At 58.7% G+C, this 15,415-nt stretch carries 10 protein-coding genes and 1 tRNA gene; 8 read left to right on the plus strand and 3 right to left on the minus strand.

What is annotated here, in order from left to right:
• Positions 1 to 103: 103 nt before the first annotated feature.
• The 4 genes from QMY55_RS07995 to QMY55_RS08010 all read left to right on the plus strand — a co-directional run bounded on the left by QMY55_RS07995 (position 104) and on the right by QMY55_RS08010 (position 4,342).
• Complete coding sequence (locus tag QMY55_RS07995; protein WP_283488094.1) at positions 104 to 1,651, plus strand: DUF262 domain-containing protein; 1,548 nt, start codon at positions 104 to 106, stop codon at positions 1,649 to 1,651.
• The gene (locus QMY55_RS08000; RefSeq protein WP_283488095.1) at positions 1,648 to 3,714 is read left to right on the plus strand and encodes a GmrSD restriction endonuclease domain-containing protein; all 2,067 of its coding nucleotides are present in this window, start codon (positions 1,648 to 1,650) and stop codon (positions 3,712 to 3,714) included. Before QMY55_RS07995 ends, QMY55_RS08000 begins: the two co-directional genes overlap by 4 nt.
• Complete coding sequence (locus QMY55_RS08005; protein ID WP_283488096.1) at positions 3,711 to 3,953, plus strand: hypothetical protein; 243 nt, start codon at positions 3,711 to 3,713, stop codon at positions 3,951 to 3,953. The genes QMY55_RS08000 and QMY55_RS08005 overlap by 4 nt, the downstream gene beginning before the upstream one ends.
• A gap of 312 nt (positions 3,954 to 4,265) precedes the next feature.
• Positions 4,266 to 4,342: transfer RNA gene (locus tag QMY55_RS08010), tRNA-Arg, on the plus strand.
• A gap of 95 nt (positions 4,343 to 4,437) precedes the next feature.
• Here the strand turns inward: QMY55_RS08010 and QMY55_RS08015 are convergent.
• Both QMY55_RS08015 and QMY55_RS08020 read right to left on the minus strand, forming a co-directional pair.
• Entirely contained in the window at positions 4,438 to 5,817 is a 1,380-nt protein-coding gene (locus QMY55_RS08015) for a M14 family metallopeptidase (RefSeq protein ID WP_283488097.1), read from the minus strand.
• A 543-nt stretch (positions 5,818 to 6,360) separates the two neighbouring features.
• Positions 6,361 to 8,190: a DEAD/DEAH box helicase gene (locus QMY55_RS08020; RefSeq protein WP_283488098.1), complete on the minus strand. Its 1,830-nt coding sequence runs from the start codon at positions 8,188 to 8,190 to the stop codon at positions 6,361 to 6,363.
• A 266-nt stretch (positions 8,191 to 8,456) separates the two neighbouring features.
• Here QMY55_RS08020 and ettA point away from each other — a divergent pair, with 266 nt between their 5' ends.
• On the plus strand, positions 8,457 to 10,118 hold the full coding sequence (gene ettA, locus QMY55_RS08025) for an energy-dependent translational throttle protein EttA (protein ID WP_283488099.1): 1,662 nt from the start codon (positions 8,457 to 8,459) through the stop codon (positions 10,116 to 10,118).
• Positions 10,119 to 10,166: 48 nt separating this feature from the next.
• A complete protein-coding gene (locus tag QMY55_RS08030) occupies positions 10,167 to 12,296 on the plus strand; it encodes a DUF1631 family protein (RefSeq protein WP_283488100.1) in 2,130 nt (709 codons plus the stop codon).
• A 9-nt stretch (positions 12,297 to 12,305) separates the two neighbouring features.
• Here QMY55_RS08030 and QMY55_RS08035 read toward each other — a convergent pair whose 3' ends face one another.
• On the minus strand, positions 12,306 to 13,328 hold the full coding sequence (locus QMY55_RS08035; protein ID WP_283488101.1) for a P1 family peptidase: 1,023 nt from the start codon (positions 13,326 to 13,328) through the stop codon (positions 12,306 to 12,308).
• Between the two features lie 201 nt (positions 13,329 to 13,529).
• On the opposite strand from QMY55_RS08035, the gene QMY55_RS08040 reads away from it, so the two are divergent.
• Together QMY55_RS08040 and QMY55_RS08045 are read left to right on the plus strand one after the other, a co-directional pair.
• Positions 13,530 to 14,366, plus strand: coding sequence for a MetQ/NlpA family ABC transporter substrate-binding protein (locus QMY55_RS08040; protein ID WP_283488102.1), 837 nt, complete (start codon positions 13,530 to 13,532; stop codon positions 14,364 to 14,366).
• Between the two features lie 204 nt (positions 14,367 to 14,570).
• Positions 14,571 to 15,413: a MetQ/NlpA family ABC transporter substrate-binding protein gene (locus tag QMY55_RS08045; protein ID WP_283488103.1), complete on the plus strand. Its 843-nt coding sequence runs from the start codon at positions 14,571 to 14,573 to the stop codon at positions 15,411 to 15,413.
• Positions 15,414 to 15,415 lie beyond the last annotated feature (2 nt).

Raw genomic sequence — 15,415 nt, forward strand, 5'->3', positions numbered from 1 at the left:
CATTAAGGCGCAAAAAATGTTTGGCTGCTGTGGTCTGTAGAACGACTGATGGGCGCGGCAGCCAGCCTGATGAGAAAAGCGCAGAGGCGGAGTGAGAGGGGATATGACAGAAAAAACGGGAGTGCATGACCTGCAAGCGCAGGCACAGATTCTGAGTATGAAGGCGTGGCTGACGCATCAGCCAGGGCAGCCAGCTTTGCATATTCCTGATTACCAGCGTCCCTACAAATGGAGCTTGGCTCAGGTGCAGCAGTTGCTGCTGGATATTGAGCAGCAAACGCAGGCTACGGCGCAGGAGCAGGGTGCCAGCAGTTACCGTATGGGCACGGTGGTAGTGCATGTGGAGGCGGCAGGCGTAGCTGAGGATGGGGCCAATAGCCGGGTAGGGAAGTCAGAGCCAGCGTTAACTGTGCGTCGCAACATTGTGGATGGGCAGCAGCGCACCGTGACTTTGCTGCTGGTGCTGCATGCGCTGCGCAATACGGTAACGGTGCTGCCTCCGCTGCAATGGCAGCATGAGTTGTTGAAACTTAATTTGTTTGAGCCGCAGTTTGCGCAGGCTGAATCGAAGCGGCAGGTGCAGGCCAACTATCAGGTGATTGCCCGTCATATTCGGCAGGCGCAGTGGGGGCAGGCACAGGTACAGTTTTTGCTGGAGCGCTGCGAGGTAGTGCGCGTTGAACTGCACAGCCTGACGGAAGCGTTTCAGTTCTTTGATGCACAAAATGGGCGCGGCAAGGCGCTGTGTGTGCATGACTTGCTAAAGGCTTTTCACTTGCGGGCGCTGCGCCCGGCGGAGCTGGCTCTGCGTGGCCAGGCGGTGCAGGCGTGGGAGCGGTGTTCGCAAGACGACCTTGAACGGCTGTTTGCGCGCTTTTTATTTCAGACCCGCCAGCGTAGCCGGGGGCGGGAGGCGGAGTTTTTTGGCAAGCGGCATGTGGGTTTGTTCAAAGGCATCAGTCTGGAGCGCCATGCCGCCGCGCCCATGAGCCGTACCTGGCGCATGCTGGATGACGCTGTGCATTTGCTGGAGAGCCATACGGGCACGCGTGGGCAGGTGTGGCCTTGCCAGCTGGATGCACCCGTGGTCAACGGACTACGGTTTTTTGACTGGGTGCAGCACTACTGGGGCATGGGCTTTCACCTCAAGCAGGAAAAGGATCAGTTGCCGCCGTGGGCGAAAAAGCTCCAGCAACCGCTGGCTGAGGAAGCCCATGAAATTTTGCTGACGCTAGGCCGCTATGCAGGGCGCGAGCGCAAGGGTGACTCGCATGTGCGGGCCGTGTTTGATGCCTTGCTGATGTATTACCTGGACAAGTTTGGTGAGCAAGGCTTGTCGCAGGCAGTAGAGCTCGCTTTTGCCTGGGCTTATGCGCGCTTGCTGAATCGGCGAGTGATGGTGGGCAGCATGGACAAGTTTGTGAGTGAAAGTGGCGTCAACCCGTTTGCAGTGCTGCGCGATGCAGTCACGCCGCAGGATTTTTTAGGGATGGCTTTGCCGGCTGCTTTTCACGGCAATAGCTACCAGGGCGGCGAGCAGTCGCGGCCCAAGGGGCTGGCGGCCTTGGAAGACTTGATGCGCAAGCTGGGTTACTGGCTGCAGACCACGCAACAAGATGCCCAGAAGCAGGGCGCAGGAGAGAGCGCATGAGCGACAAGCAAAAGCCACAGCTGCTGACGGTGCAGAAGGTGTTGAGTGACGGCATCTACTCCATCCCGGTGTACCAGCGCAATTACGCCTGGGGTGTGAGAGAGATTGGCCAGCTGATTGCCGATGTGCGTGACTATGCCCAGCGCAATGCACAGAGTCAGGTGCATGACTACTACATTGGCACTTTGGTGGTGTATGAGCGAAGCACAGAGCAGAAGGCCTATTGGGAGGTGGTAGACGGTCAGCAGCGACTGACGACACTTAGCTTGCTGGTGTCTGTACTGCGCGCATTGCACCCAGAGCTGGCTGCCTCGATGCAGCGTATGCCATTGGAGTTTGAGTCGCGCGAGGCATCCAGCCATGCGCTGCAAGCGGTGTTCGCCCAGCCATTGCGTGCTGCTGAGATGGTGAAGTCCGATGTGGCGAAGGTCAGTATTGATGACGCCAGCGGCGCCAGCAGTATCTGGGAAGGGCGCTCCATTATTGAAAGCTTGTTGCGCGAAATGCCTGAGGCCGAGCGCAAGGCGTTTGCCAGCTTCTTGCTGGAGAGCGTGCGTTTGTTGCGGGTAGAGCTGCCGCCCCGTACGGACTTGAATCATTACTTTGAGGTGATGAACAACCGTGGGGAGCAACTGGCCAAGCATGAGGTGCTGAAGGCGCGCTTGCTGGGGGCGCTGCAGCTGCAAGGCAAGCAGGTAGCAATGAAGGTGTTGCACGCGGTGTGGGATGCCTGCGCAGTGATGGACCGGTCGGTGCAGTCTGGGTTTGTGCCAGCCTTGCGCAAGAGTTTGTTTGCTGCAGATGGCAGGCTGTTGCTTGTGAAAAATTTGCAGGAGCTGCTGACATGCTTTGATGGGAGTGAAGACGAGGCCGTAGTCTTGACATCGCTGTCGCAGCTGGTAAATGCTGACTCTTTTGCCGCGGGTGTGCGGCATCAAACCGGCAAGCCTCTAGTTGCAGAGGAGGAAGATGACGAAAGCAAAGCCCAGTTTGGTGCGGTGATCAACTTCCCTAACTTCTTGCTGCAGGTGTTGGCCATGATGCCGGGGGAAGCATTTACCAGTACCCCCTTGGATGACAAGCATCTGCTGACGGCGTTTGAGCCATTGCTGCGTGGCGATGCAGCGCAGATACAGGAGTTTGCGTACAGGCTGCTGCGCTGCCGGTTTTTGCTGGACCAGCATGTCATCAAGAGCAGTGTGGAGAGCCAGGGCGATGATGAGCATTGGCAACTGCAGCGCTGCAAGTTCAGAAACGACAAAGCGGTGTTGCAGTGGGTCAATGCCTTTGAAGCGACGGAGCAGGATTGCGGAGAGCGCCTGCGCATGTTGCAGGCCGCGCTGCATGTGTCGTACATGCTTCCCACGCGCAAACACTGGTTGCAAGGCGTGCTGCGCTGGCTGTATCGGCAGGATGTGAGTGCGGCCATTGATGCGCAGGCGTTTTTGCTGGCGCTGGAAGCGTTGGCCAAGGCTTTTGTGTTGGAGGTGGGGAGTGGCGCAACCTATGAGGAGGTCGTGCGCCGTGAAGATGGCTTTTTTGCCCCACGCGTGCCTGTCTCTGACTTGATGAAGGCTTTGCCTAATCAGCTGGCTTATGGGAAGGCACGACTGATTGACTTCAATTTTCTGGACTATTTGCTGTGGCTGCAGGCCAAAAGTACCCAAGAGACCAAGACGCTTGAGTGGCGAGAGTTTGAGTTCACCAGTACCCGCAGATCTGTGGAGCACTTGCATCCGCAGACGGAGCTGTTTGACGGGAACTCATGGGCGGATGAGCATCTGCACGCTTTTGGCAATTTGTGCCTGGTCAGTCATGCGATGAACTCGCGCTTGAGCAATTCAGGGCCAGAAGACAAGTTCAGGCAATTGATCAGTGAGAGCGAGAAGAAAAATCAAAGCTTAAAGGCGCTTGAAATGCATTCTGTATTTGTTGCCCAGAAGGCGTGGCTGGCGGATACGGCCATGCGCGAGCACGCAAATCAAATGTTTGCGCTGATGCATCGTGCGTTTGGCTCTGGCAATTTGATCGATCTCAGCATCACAGAACAGGAAGCGTTATGACCCACATGGAGCAACTAAAGCAACTTTTGCACAAGGAGCCAGATGCCTTTTGCGTGAGCTGGATTCAGCGCCGGCTGCGATTGGGTTACACCAACGCCTGTGCGCTGCGCGACGAGGCGTTGAATGCAGGCTTGGTCACGCGTGTATATCGTGCGACGGCTGATGGAGGGAAAGAGTTTGCCTATGTGCAGCCTGGGCTGGAGCCGGGCGCTGAGCAGGTCTGGATTCCTGAGGGTTGATTACTTCTTGTCCTTCTGCTGGTGCGGAAATGTCTCGATGGCTCTGCCAGTGATGGTGTTTCTGTCTCAGTCGTGCATCAAGCTTGATTAGGGCTCAAGCGCCTTGTGAGACGATGCCTGTTGGAATTATTGGGGTGGGCTGTAAGGTATACTTTTAAGCTACCAATTTAAAACCGGGGAACAAACCGGGGAATAAGATTGATGCTGAATTAGCGTTATTTGAATAAAATCAATGACTTATATTGATGATTCAATTGACGCCAGCCCACCATCTCTCAACAACCCAGCATCAGCTGGGTTGTTTCAATAAATCTGCCCGTAGCTCAGTTGGATAGAGCAACAGCCTTCTAAGCTGTGGGTCACAGGTTCGATCCCTGTCGGGCAGGCCAGATCTTTCAAAGCAAAGCCCGCCATGATGAACATGGCGGGCTTTGCTTTATGTGTAGTGCCCTCGGTGCTGAGCACGGCAGATGCCGCGAACTGCTTATTCCGCTTCTTCTTCAAATACTACCGAGGGTGCGGTGACGACTCGTGCAATATCGGAAGGCATTGTGATCAAGTGCTTGTACAGATAGTTGTACTGGGTATCAGGCTCCAGGGCTGCAACGGCCAAGTTGGCCTTGGCCTGATTGAGGGAGATGTAATAACTGCCCGCAGGTGTATCAATAGAGCCGCGAGTGAGTACAAAACCACCGGTCTGCTGTGATTGGTAGCTATCAGCCAACATTTGACCCGGCTCAGCGATCTGCGCAACCTGAATGCCCAGCATGCGCAGACGCTCAACGGCCTGGCTGGACTCGCCGGAGATCCAGTATCCACAGGGACGTGGTCTTGTCTGGCTGGACTTGAGTGTCAGAGACGAGTTCCAGTCCACCCGGGCTTGAAGCTCCTGGCCAGAGTTGGCCTGGAACATGCTGATATTGCGTTGTTCGGGCGTTTTCTGGGCTTGCACTACCACTGTTCCACGGCAGGCTTGAGAGGCAATGTCGCGAGCAACGAAGGATTCCACCTGATTGAGGTTCTTTGCCTTGGCTGCAGCGCTGCGCAGAGCGCTATTGACTGCGGTGACCAGGCTATGCACACGGCGCTGGATGTGCAGACGGCCCAAGTCGCTGCCCCGGCTGGATACAAGAACGGACGCTGCATTCTTGAGGCTGCTGGCGTTGCTTAGACTATTGGGCGCAATGCTGGCCATGGACAGTGTTTTGTCATTGGCCTGTGTGCTGGTTTCGTAATACCAATCACTGCTGATCTCCGATTGACTCAGCGCGTTGCGCATGGGGTCGGTGATCCATTCGCGTGCAGCTTTGTTCACAAATTCATGACCGTTGGCAGTGGCTGCAGGTTGGAGCAGGGTGTCGTACCGTTGAACTGCCTCGAATCTTTGCAGGAAGCTGCCTCCAGCGGCGAATTCTTGAAGATCAATCACGACTGCTGGGCGGTAATTGCGGGCCAGTTTGGCAAGAGCTTGTGCTTCAGGCGTGCTTAGCGTCAGATGGTCGTGAGCCAGGTCGGTGCCATCAGCGGTCAATGTGCTTGCGGTCTGGGCTCCATCGGGGTTGGCGCGCGGCACGATGATGACGTTGATCTGTTGCAGCAGTGGCGACAGCAGCCCTCCTTGCCCCAGCTCACGGGTTATGGCAAGTAGTGCTTCGGCGCTTGCAGGTTCATCCCCATGCTGTTGACCGACCAGCAAGACAGTGGGCTTGCCGTTGTTGTTCAGGGAGGTCGCCTGTGTGCTTTGACCTTGTGCGGCGAGGAGGGCGAGCAGAGGCTGGCCGCGCTGAGAGGTGCCGATGGTGGCTACATCCAGTCGCTGGCCGTTGGCCGCTTTCCCTGAAACTGACTGCAACCAACTTTCCATTTCCGCCTGAGTGGTGAATTGCTGGCGGCCTTCGGCGAGGCCTGGAGTCTCATAACGGACTGTGGGGGCGGGAAAACGGGCTTCGATGGATGGGTTGTAGGGCAGAGGTGTCAGCTGGGCTGTGGGAGCCACTGGCTGACTGACGGCTGAGTTGGTGGCAGGGCTGTCGATCTGAGAAGGGGGACGCCCGGGAGTGGGTGCAGAGGTGCCTGTCCATACTGGCAACTGAACATTGGCACAGCCGGTAAGCAGGCTAGCCAGGGCCACAGCCGTGAGCTTTAGCATTCCGCTGACTTTCCGGGCGGGCGTACGCGTAGCATGAAGGGACACGGATGTGGAGGAAAACGTCATAGTTTTAAAGCACGAATGAATAAAAGAACATGCCTGAAACGGCAGGCGCAAGCTTCGCACACTCTGTGGCGATGTTAGACCCGCAGTCTTGCTGCCTGCTGTCAGCCCATGACCAAGCTGTGATCAGGAAAAGAAGAAGGGGCTGCAATATTGACTATTGCAGCCCCTTTGGGCGGGGCAGAAGGCGCTTATTTAGCGGCCATAGCCGCCACCAAAGCCGCCGCGGCCTCCACCTCGGTTGCCGCTGCCGCCGAAGCCGCCTCGGCCGCCGCCGAAGCCACCGCGACGACCGCGATCAGCCATGCTGTCCACGCTGGTGCGCATGGGGTCTGGCTGGCCGCCATTTCCGCTGCCCCGTGGGCCGTTGCCGCGGGCGTGACCGAGTTGTGTGCCCAGATGAGCATCGGGGCGAGGTGGCTGGTCTTCGTAACGACCGCCACTGCGTTCGCGATCACCAAATTGTCGAGCACCGTTGCTGCCGCTACGCTTGGCAGGGCGCTGTTGGCCATTCTGTGGGCGAGGTGCGCGATCAGCTTGGCCGAATTGAGGTTGATCCGAGTGTTGATTGCGGTCCGCGCTTTGGCCGCGCTGTTGTGTGCGGTTGTTGCTGCGTGGCTTGTTGTGCTGGCGTGCCGGGCGTTGACCTTCTGCACCCTGATCGCCTTGTGTTCCGGCTGGATCTTGACCTTGGGCGGCGGCAGGGCGACGGTTTCCTCGTCCGCGATCTGTGCCAGCAGTCTTGTTGGTGCGAATGCGCTCCATCATTTCCTGGCGAGCGGCCTTGGCCGCTGCTTGCATGACATCACGGCTGGGGGGCTTGCCTGCGCCGCCCCATAGTGTCTGGCGACCCATGGCGATGGGCTCGGCCACTTCGCCTTCTTCGGGGCCGAAGCCCTCGATGGGCTGCACCGGAATCTCCTGCTTGGTGAAGCGCTCGATGTCCATCATGAAGCCTTCTTCGTCCATGCAGACCAGGCTCACGGCATTGCCTTCGCGACCTGCACGACCGGTACGGCCAATGCGGTGCACATAGTCTTCCGAGATATTGGGGATCTCGTAGTTCACCACATTGGGCAATTCGTCGATATCGATGCCGCGTGCCGCGATATCTGTAGCCACCAATGCACGCAGCTCACCGGTCTTGAAGCCTTCCAGTGCTTGTGTCCGGGCGCTTTGGCTCTTGTTGCCATGCAAGGCCATGGCGCTGACACCATTCTTGGTCAGATATTCGGCCACGTTGTTGGCACCGAACTTGGTGCGCGTGAACACCAGCACCTGACTCCAGTTATTTTCCTGGATGATGTGCAGCAGCACCTGCTTCTTCTTGCCGCGGCCCACGGGGTGGATCACCTGCTTGATGCGCTGCACCGTGGTGTTGCGCGGCGTGACCTGAATGGACTGGGGGTTCTTGAGCAGGCCGCTGGCTAGCTCGCGGATCTCATCGCTGAAGGTGGCGGAGAACAGCAGGCTTTGCTTGTCCTTGGGCACCAGTGCCAGCACTTTCTTGACATCGTGGATGAAGCCCATGTCCAGCATGCGGTCGGCTTCATCAAGAATCAGCATCTCGACGGTGGACAGATCCATAAAGCCCTGGCCGGCTAGATCCAGCAAGCGACCAGGTGTGGCCACCAGCACGTCTACGCCTTTTTCAATGCGGGCAATCTGTGGTTTCATGCCAACACCGCCGAAGATGACGGTGGAATTGATGTCCAGGTATTTGGCGTAGCTGCGCAGGTTTTCTTCAACCTGAGCGGCCAATTCGCGAGTGGGTGTCAGCACCAGAGTGCGGATACCTTTGCCGCCAAATTTGTTTTGGGGTGCGGTGCCTTCGGACAGACGCTGCAGCATGGGCAGCGTAAAGGCTGCGGTTTTGCCAGTGCCGGTTTGGGCACCAGCCAGCAGGTCGTGGCCAGCGAGAACCAGGGGAATGGCCTGAGCCTGAATGGGGGTGGGGTTTTCGTAGCCCTGCTCTTGTACGGCCTTGAGAATGGCGGGTGCCAGATTCAGTTCTTCAAATGTCATTGTGATCAATTGCGCCAATCCTTGGCGCGGGGTATCAGCCTGTCATGGCGGCCCGTGGGGCAGCCTGGCCAGTTGTAGGCAGATAAAGTTTGCGTGTCGGGAGCCTGGAAACGCTTCCGTTGTCCCCAGCTGAAGTGCTGCTGCAATAGGCAACTGGACGCCTGTTGCGAGGGGTATTGTCGCATGCACCGATAATCATGGTTGGATTGCCGTGCAAAGCGGCACGTTTTTTTGCATAGATTCACGTTACTCAAAGCAATTCGGACATGGCTCAATACGTTTTTTCGATGAACCACCTGACCAAGACTGTGCCGCCCAAGCGCCAGATCTTGAAGGATATTTCACTGAGTTTTTTCCCTGGCGCCAAGATCGGCGTGCTGGGTCTGAACGGTTCGGGCAAGTCTTCGTTGCTGAAGATCATGGCCGGCGTGGACAAGGAGTTCGAAGGCGAGGCCATCCCCATGGCAGGCCTGTCCATCGGCTACCTGCCACAGGAACCCCAACTGAACCCTGAGCACACCGTGCGTCAGGCGGTCGAAGAAGCCATGGCTGAGGTGAACAACGCCAAGGCACGCCTGGAAGAGGTGTATGCGGCCTATGCCGAAGAAGACGCAGACTTCGACGCGCTGGCTGCCGAACAGGGCGAGCTGGAAGCCATCATCGCTGCCGCAGGTACCGACTCCGAGCACCAGCTGGAAATCGCCGCTGATGCGCTGCGTCTGCCCGCATGGGATGCCGTCATCGGCCAGCTCTCCGGTGGTGAAAAGCGCCGGGTGGCACTGTGCAAGCTGTTGCTGTCCAAGCCCGATATGCTGCTGCTGGACGAGCCTACCAACCACCTGGATGCAGAATCGGTGGACTGGCTGGAGCAGTTCCTGCATCGCTTCTCGGGCACGGTGGTGGCCATCACCCACGACCGCTACTTCCTGGACAATGCCGCCGAGTGGATTCTTGAACTGGACCGTGGCCACGGCATTCCCTACAAGGGCAATTACTCCGACTGGCTGATCCAGAAGGGCAACCGTCTGGAAGCCGAACAAAAGGGTGAGGAAGCCCGTGCCAAGGCTCTGAAGAAGGAGCTGGAGTGGGTGCGCCAGAACGCCAAGGGTCGTCAGGCCAAGTCCAAGGCCCGTATTGCCCGCTTCGAAGAGCTGAGCGATTACGAATACCAGCGCCGCAACGAAACACAGGAAATCTTCATTCCTGTGGCCGAACGACTGGGCTCCAAGGTCATCGAGTTCAAGAACGTTTCCAAGGCTTTTGGTGACCGTCTGCTGATCGACAACCTGTCCATGAACATCCCTGCCGGTGCCATCGTCGGCATCATCGGCCCCAACGGTGCCGGTAAATCGACGCTGTTCAAGCTGATTGCGGGCAAGGAACAGCCCGATAACGGTACGGTTGAAATCGGCCAGACCGTGAAGATGGCCTTTGTGGATCAGCACCGTGATGCGCTGGCCAATGAAAAGACCGTGTGGGAAGACATCTCCGGTGGTCTGGACATGATCAATGTGGGAAAGTTCACCATGGCTTCGCGCGCTTATGCGGGCCGCTTCAACTTCAACGGCCAGGACCAGCAAAAGAAGGTGGGCATGCTCTCCGGAGGTGAGCGCGGCCGTCTGCACCTGGCCAAGACCCTGATTCAAGGCGGCAATGTGCTGCTGCTGGACGAGCCCTCGAACGACCTGGACGTGGAAACCCTGCGAGCTTTGGAAGACGCGTTGCTGGAATACGCCGGTACCGTGATGGTGATTTCCCATGACCGCTGGTTCCTGGACCGTATCGCCACGCACATCCTGGCCGCTGAAGGCGATTCGCAGTGGGTGTTCTTTGATGGCAACTATCAAGAATATGAAGCGGATAAGAAAAAACGTCTGGGAGAAGATGGTGCTGCACCCAAGCGCATGCGTTACAAGGCGTTGAAGTAAGCATCAAAATGTCTCCAGCTTCGGCTGGAGCGGGTATTCTTAGGGGCTATGAGCCTCGCCCAAGCATCTGTATCCGTGTTGCGCACCTGCCTTGTCCAGGCAGTGCGTGGCGCGGACGCATTGATGCAGCGCCTGTTGCAGCGTACCGAGTACGCCCTGGAACAGGCGCTTTTTCATGACTCCCCCAATATTCAGCGCGATGTGCTGAGTGCAGCACTGCATAACTTGCAGCAGCACCGCGCGCATTTGATCAGCAGCTACCCGCAGAATTTGCTGGAAGCACTGGTCCTGTCTGCCCGGCAACCGTTTTCCTTCACTGCCCAGTCCCTCGATATGGGGGACGCATCGCTGCGCTCACTGACAGGCATGGCAGAGTCCGCCCATCGACAACTGCAGGCAGAGCACAAGCTGCTGCAGATGGTGGCGCCGCAGGTAGAGCTGGCCCTGGCAGATCTGGACGCATTGATGTGCGGTGCGCAAGGTCTGGAGCTGGCCAACCCCGAATGCAATCCCCTGCGGCCTGAAAACTATGTGCGAGCCCTGGATCAGTCCTTGACGGCTGTTCAGCCTGCAGCCGAAGTGGCGCAATGCTGGCGCGATCTCATGGGGCCGCAACTGGGCAGTATTCTGGTGACGGAATATGCCAAGGTGGCAACACTGCTGCGCCAGCAAAGCGTTCAGCCGGCGCGCTACGGGGTCGAATCCACAGATGGTCATTCATCTCAGAGTCTGCTGACCTTGCGATTGCTGCAGGAAATGGCAACCGATCTACGCTGGATTGAAGATAGGTACTTCACCGTGCCACAGTCATTGACGGACTCGATGCTGGCAGGCTGGCCTGAGCCGTCAGCGATGGCTGCAACCCAGCCCGATGTGTTGCTGGGATTGCAGACCGGCTGGGCGTCGTATTCCAGCAACGCCTTGCAAATGACCGAGCCGTCGCAGCTCTCGGGAGGGATGGGCTTGCAACTGCCGGCTCTGGCACCCAGCCAGACGCCACAAGCCTTGGTGCAGGTGCGTACGGTGCAGCGCATGATGGCGCATATGTACAGCGATGCCCGGTTGTTGCCTGCAGTGCAAAGCGTGTTGCATGAGCTGGAGCCCTCTCTGGTTCGCCTGGTCGAGCATGACGCGACATTTTTCGACAATCGACAGCATGCGGCCAGGCAATTGCTCGATGAGCTGACGGCGCGCAGCCTGTGGTTTGTGAGCGAGTCTGCGCTGGGTTTTGCGCATTTCATTGAGGTGGCAAGGGCGGTGGCAGCCAGGCTGGCGGGTTTGCAGCAGATCAATGCTCAGACCTTTGTGCTGGCTTTGCAATTTGCGCGTGAGCAGTGGCCGCCCGATGGGGCATTGGGCACGGTCATATCGCTGAGCACCTTTGCAGAGCCTGCAAGCACAAGTCAGGGGCTGATGACATCGGCGCTGGGTTTGCTTGAGCGGCCGTCCGTCCAGGGCTTGATCCGCTCCAAGCCCGATGCCCGAAGCATTGCACAGACGATTCGCAATCTGCCCAGTGCCAAAGGGGTGCCTGAAGACATTCTGGATTTCGTGACAGGCCCCTGGGCGGAGGTGGTCGCGCGCGCGCAGCAGCGCCAGGGCGAGGGCTCCGAGCGCGACCCGGGCGGCTACCTGGCCTTGGTGCCCAGTCTGCTGTGGAGCGTGTCTGCCCAGGCCGCGCAGGATACGGCAAGGCTGATAGCTTTGGCGCCCAGGTTGCAGCGGCGCCTGGCTCGCGGCTTGCAGAGCGTGGGGCGTTCGGAGGCCGAGATCGCAGCGCTGGCTGCACGCATAGGCAGCTTGCAGCAGCAGGCACTGGATATGGGTGGGGTTGAGCCACGCCAGCCTGAGCCTGAAGGTGCAACTGTGTCTGTAGAGCAGGCTCCATCTTTGCCGCAGACGCAGCCTATGCCCGCTGCGATGCCTGAGATTGAAGCGATGCCCACGCCAGAGCCCAGCAAGTCTGTGTCAGATACCGCTGTGCAATGGTCGCTGGGTACCTGGGTAGAACTGCGCAGCGAGCGCCAGCAACTGCGCACGCAACTGACCTGGGTCAGCCCGCAGCAAAGTCTGTTTCTGTTCACCGCAGAGGATGGCAGCACGCAGAGCATGACGCGGCGCATGCGGGACAAGCTGCTGGCCAAGGGGCAGTTGACACGCATCGCTGCCCAGGTTTGAGAGCCTGCGTCAGCACACTCCCATATCGCAGGCCGAGGGCAACCTGGGTTGATTGGCTACCTCTACAGAGTGAGCCAGCAGGATGGCACGGGCCGTGGCGACCGCCACTGCCTCGGCGGCCAGCGTGCACAGTGTCATCATGCCCAGGCTTTTGCCGGACTGGCCGGTGCCCAGGGCAAAGAGGCTGTCGCCATCGCTCATGGTGTGCACGGGGTTGATGGCGCGGGCCAGCCCGTCGTGGGCGACAACTGCCATTCTGTGGGCCTGAACCTTGCTCAGCTGCGCATCTGTGGCAACTACGCCAATCGTGGTGTTGCTGCCTGCCAGTACCGGCCTGGGCTCTTCGCCATCGAGCAAGGCATCACGCGTGCCGCGCAGCTGCAAGCCATCCTTGGCGCGGGTGCCTGCAAGCAACTGAGCTGTAAAGGGATTGAACACATCGCCCAGCGCGTTGCAGGCAATGATGGCGCCCACGGTCACGCCATCGACCGTGAAGCTGGCCGAGCCTATGCCACCCTTCATGGCGCGATCCAGGCCAAACACCTTGCCCACGACGGCACCGGCGCCAGCACCTACCGAGCCTTCGGCTGCGCGATCCGTGCTGGCGTTCCGGCAGGCCGCATAGCCCGCAGCCGCATCGGGGCGTACCAGCCAGTCGCCCATCATCACGTCAAACAGCACGGCGGCAGGAACCAGCGGAATGCGGCCCACGCCTATGTCGAGGCCCACCCCCTGTTCCTCCAGCCAGCGTACTGCGCCCGTTGCAGCATCTAGGCCCCAGGCACTGCCGCCGGACAGCATGATGCCGTGCACCTGTTGCACCAGATTGCTGGGATGCAGCAGATCGGTCTCGCGCGTGCCGGGTGCCGCGCCGCGCACATCGACACCGCCCACGGCACCTTCGGGGCAGAGCACCGCAGTGCAGCCCGTGGGGCGGCGCGGATCCGTGAAATGACCGACGCGCAGGCCCTTGACCAGGCCGATGTGGCCCTGGTGGCGGAGCAAATCCTGAATGGACGAGGGTGAGGGCATGTTGGAGCTACCTTTGGCGTGGGATGGGCAATGCTGCGTATCAGTGTGAGTATTGCGCCTGTATATATGTTTATCTAGCTAAACAGATTGCTTTTTCTTCTTAAGAGCAGTCCCCTGGAAGGTTCATACTCACTCCATTGCTGCAGTGCAAAAAAGGTGTGATGCCTGTGCTGCCGGTTTTTGATGTTCAAGGAGTGATTCATGTCTGCACGTTTTTCTTTTGCCGCCAGTCGCCGCGCAGTTCTGGCAACGGCTGCCATGGCCTTGCTGGCCACAGCGGCAGCTCCTGCTCTGGCCAATGATGCTGCCAAGAAGAACCTGCTGATTGGCGCCACCGCCGGCTCCAATTACGACCTGCTGCAAAAAGGCATAGTGCCTCAGCTGCAGAAAAAGGGCTATCAGATCAAGCTGATCGAGTTCAATGACTATGTTCAGCCCAATCTGGCGCTGTCCGACGGTTCGCTGGATGCCAATTTCTTCCAGCACCGTGCCTATTTCGATCAGTTCACCACCGATCGCAAGCTGGCGCTGAGCGTGATTGCGCAAGGCCCGGTGGCACCCATGGGCGTTTACAGCAAAAAGCACAAGTCCTTGGCCGATATCAAGAGCGGCGCCAAGGTGGCTCTGCCCAATGACCCCAGCAACCTGGCGCGTGCATTGCTGGTGTTGCAGCAGGCCGGCCTTGTCAAGGTCAAGGAAGGGGTGAACCCGGCTCGCATCTCCGAGCTGGATCTGGCTGCCAATCCCCACAAGCTCAAGTTCGTTGCGCTGGAGGCAGCCCAATTGCCCCGCGTGCTGGAAGACGCTGACTATGTGGTGGTCAATGGCAACTTTGCCGTTTCCTCGGGCCTGAAGCTGAGCGAAGCCGTGGTGCTGGAAAAGACTCCCGATCTGTACCTGAACGTGGTGGCCGTGAAGACCGGCAACGAAAACAGCCAGTGGGCCAAGGATCTGGCCGCCGCCTACCGCTCGCCCGAGTTCAAGGCCGTGGTGGACAGCCAGTTTCCCGGCTACTCCAAGCCTGCCTTCCTGAAGTGATAGGGTTGGACTGAAGACGCCAAGGGCCGCGATGCGGCCCTTTTTCATGCCTGTGGATTTGCTGGTTTTAGATGAAAAGCAAATAAGAGCATGGGTTTTTATTGGTTGGAATTTGTCTCCGCGGTCTGGATACTGCAAAGGCCTCTGCATGCTGCAGAGCCAAACCTTTCGCATCAAAACTCAGTACATTGACGAGGAGCAAGCATGACCCATCTTTTTTCCGTGGCACGGCGCCGCCGCGGTCTTCTGGCCACCACTCTGCTGGCAGGCGCTGCACTGGTCATGGGCGTCTTGCCGGCGACGGCCCAGGACGCGGGCAAAAAGCAATTGGTCATTGGCGGCACGGCAGGCTCCAACATTGATCAGCTGCAATACGGCATCGTCCCCATCCTGCAGAAAAAGGGCTACAAGGTGCGTCTGGTGGAGTTCAACGACTATGTGCAGCCCAATCTGGCCCTGGCCGATGGCTCGCTCGATGCCAACTTCTTCCAGCACGAGGTCTATTTCAACCAGTTCAAGGGCGACCGCAAGCTCGATCTGACGGCCCTGGTCCAGGGGCCGATTGCTCCCATGGGCGTCTACAGCAAGCAGCGCAAGAGCCTGGCCGAGCTGAAGGAGGGCGATCGCATCGCCCTGCCCAATGACGCCAGCAATCTGGCGCGGGGCATCTTGCTGCTGCAGCAGGCGGGGCTGGTCAAGCTCAAGGAAGGCGTGAACCCGCTGCGCGTGTCCGAGCTGGATCTGGCCTCCAACCCCAAGAAGATCAAGCTCGTTCCCCTGGACGCAGCTCATCTGCCGCGTGCGCTCGATGATGCGCAGTACGCCATCATCAACGGCAACTTTGCGATTTCCTCGGGCCTGAAACTGTCGGATTCGGTGCTGCTGGAAAAAACGCCCGAGCATTATCTGAACATCGTGGCTGTCAAGACCAAGGACAAGGATGCCCAATGGGCCAAGGATCTGGCTGCAGCCTACAAGTCCGCCGAGTTCAAGAGTGTGGTGGACAGCAAGTTTGCGGGCTATGCCAAGCCCGCATTTCTGCAATAAGT

Origin of the sequence: Comamonas resistens, assembly GCF_030064165.1 — a bacterium.
GTDB classification, from domain to species: Bacteria; Pseudomonadota; Gammaproteobacteria; order Burkholderiales; family Burkholderiaceae_C; genus Comamonas; species Comamonas resistens.

Bases quoted from the DNA above. Each gene is read 5' to 3' on its own strand.
- QMY55_RS07995 (WP_283488094.1), top strand. From the start codon at position 104: ATGACAGAAAAAACGGGAGTGCATGACCTGCAAGCGCAGGCACAGATT.
- QMY55_RS08000 (WP_283488095.1), top strand. From the start codon at position 1,648: ATGAGCGACAAGCAAAAGCCACAGCTGCTGACGGTGCAGAAGGTGTTG.
- QMY55_RS08005 (WP_283488096.1), top strand. From the start codon at position 3,711: ATGACCCACATGGAGCAACTAAAGCAACTTTTGCACAAGGAGCCAGAT.
- QMY55_RS08015 (WP_283488097.1), bottom strand. From the start codon at position 5,817: ATGGAAAGTTGGTTGCAGTCAGTTTCAGGGAAAGCGGCCAACGGCCAG.
- QMY55_RS08020 (WP_283488098.1), bottom strand. From the start codon at position 8,190: ATGACATTTGAAGAACTGAATCTGGCACCCGCCATTCTCAAGGCCGTA.
- ettA (WP_283488099.1), top strand. From the start codon at position 8,457: ATGGCTCAATACGTTTTTTCGATGAACCACCTGACCAAGACTGTGCCG.
- QMY55_RS08030 (WP_283488100.1), top strand. From the start codon at position 10,167: ATGAGCCTCGCCCAAGCATCTGTATCCGTGTTGCGCACCTGCCTTGTC.
- QMY55_RS08035 (WP_283488101.1), bottom strand. From the start codon at position 13,328: ATGCCCTCACCCTCGTCCATTCAGGATTTGCTCCGCCACCAGGGCCAC.
- QMY55_RS08040 (WP_283488102.1), top strand. From the start codon at position 13,530: ATGTCTGCACGTTTTTCTTTTGCCGCCAGTCGCCGCGCAGTTCTGGCA.
- QMY55_RS08045 (WP_283488103.1), top strand. From the start codon at position 14,571: ATGACCCATCTTTTTTCCGTGGCACGGCGCCGCCGCGGTCTTCTGGCC.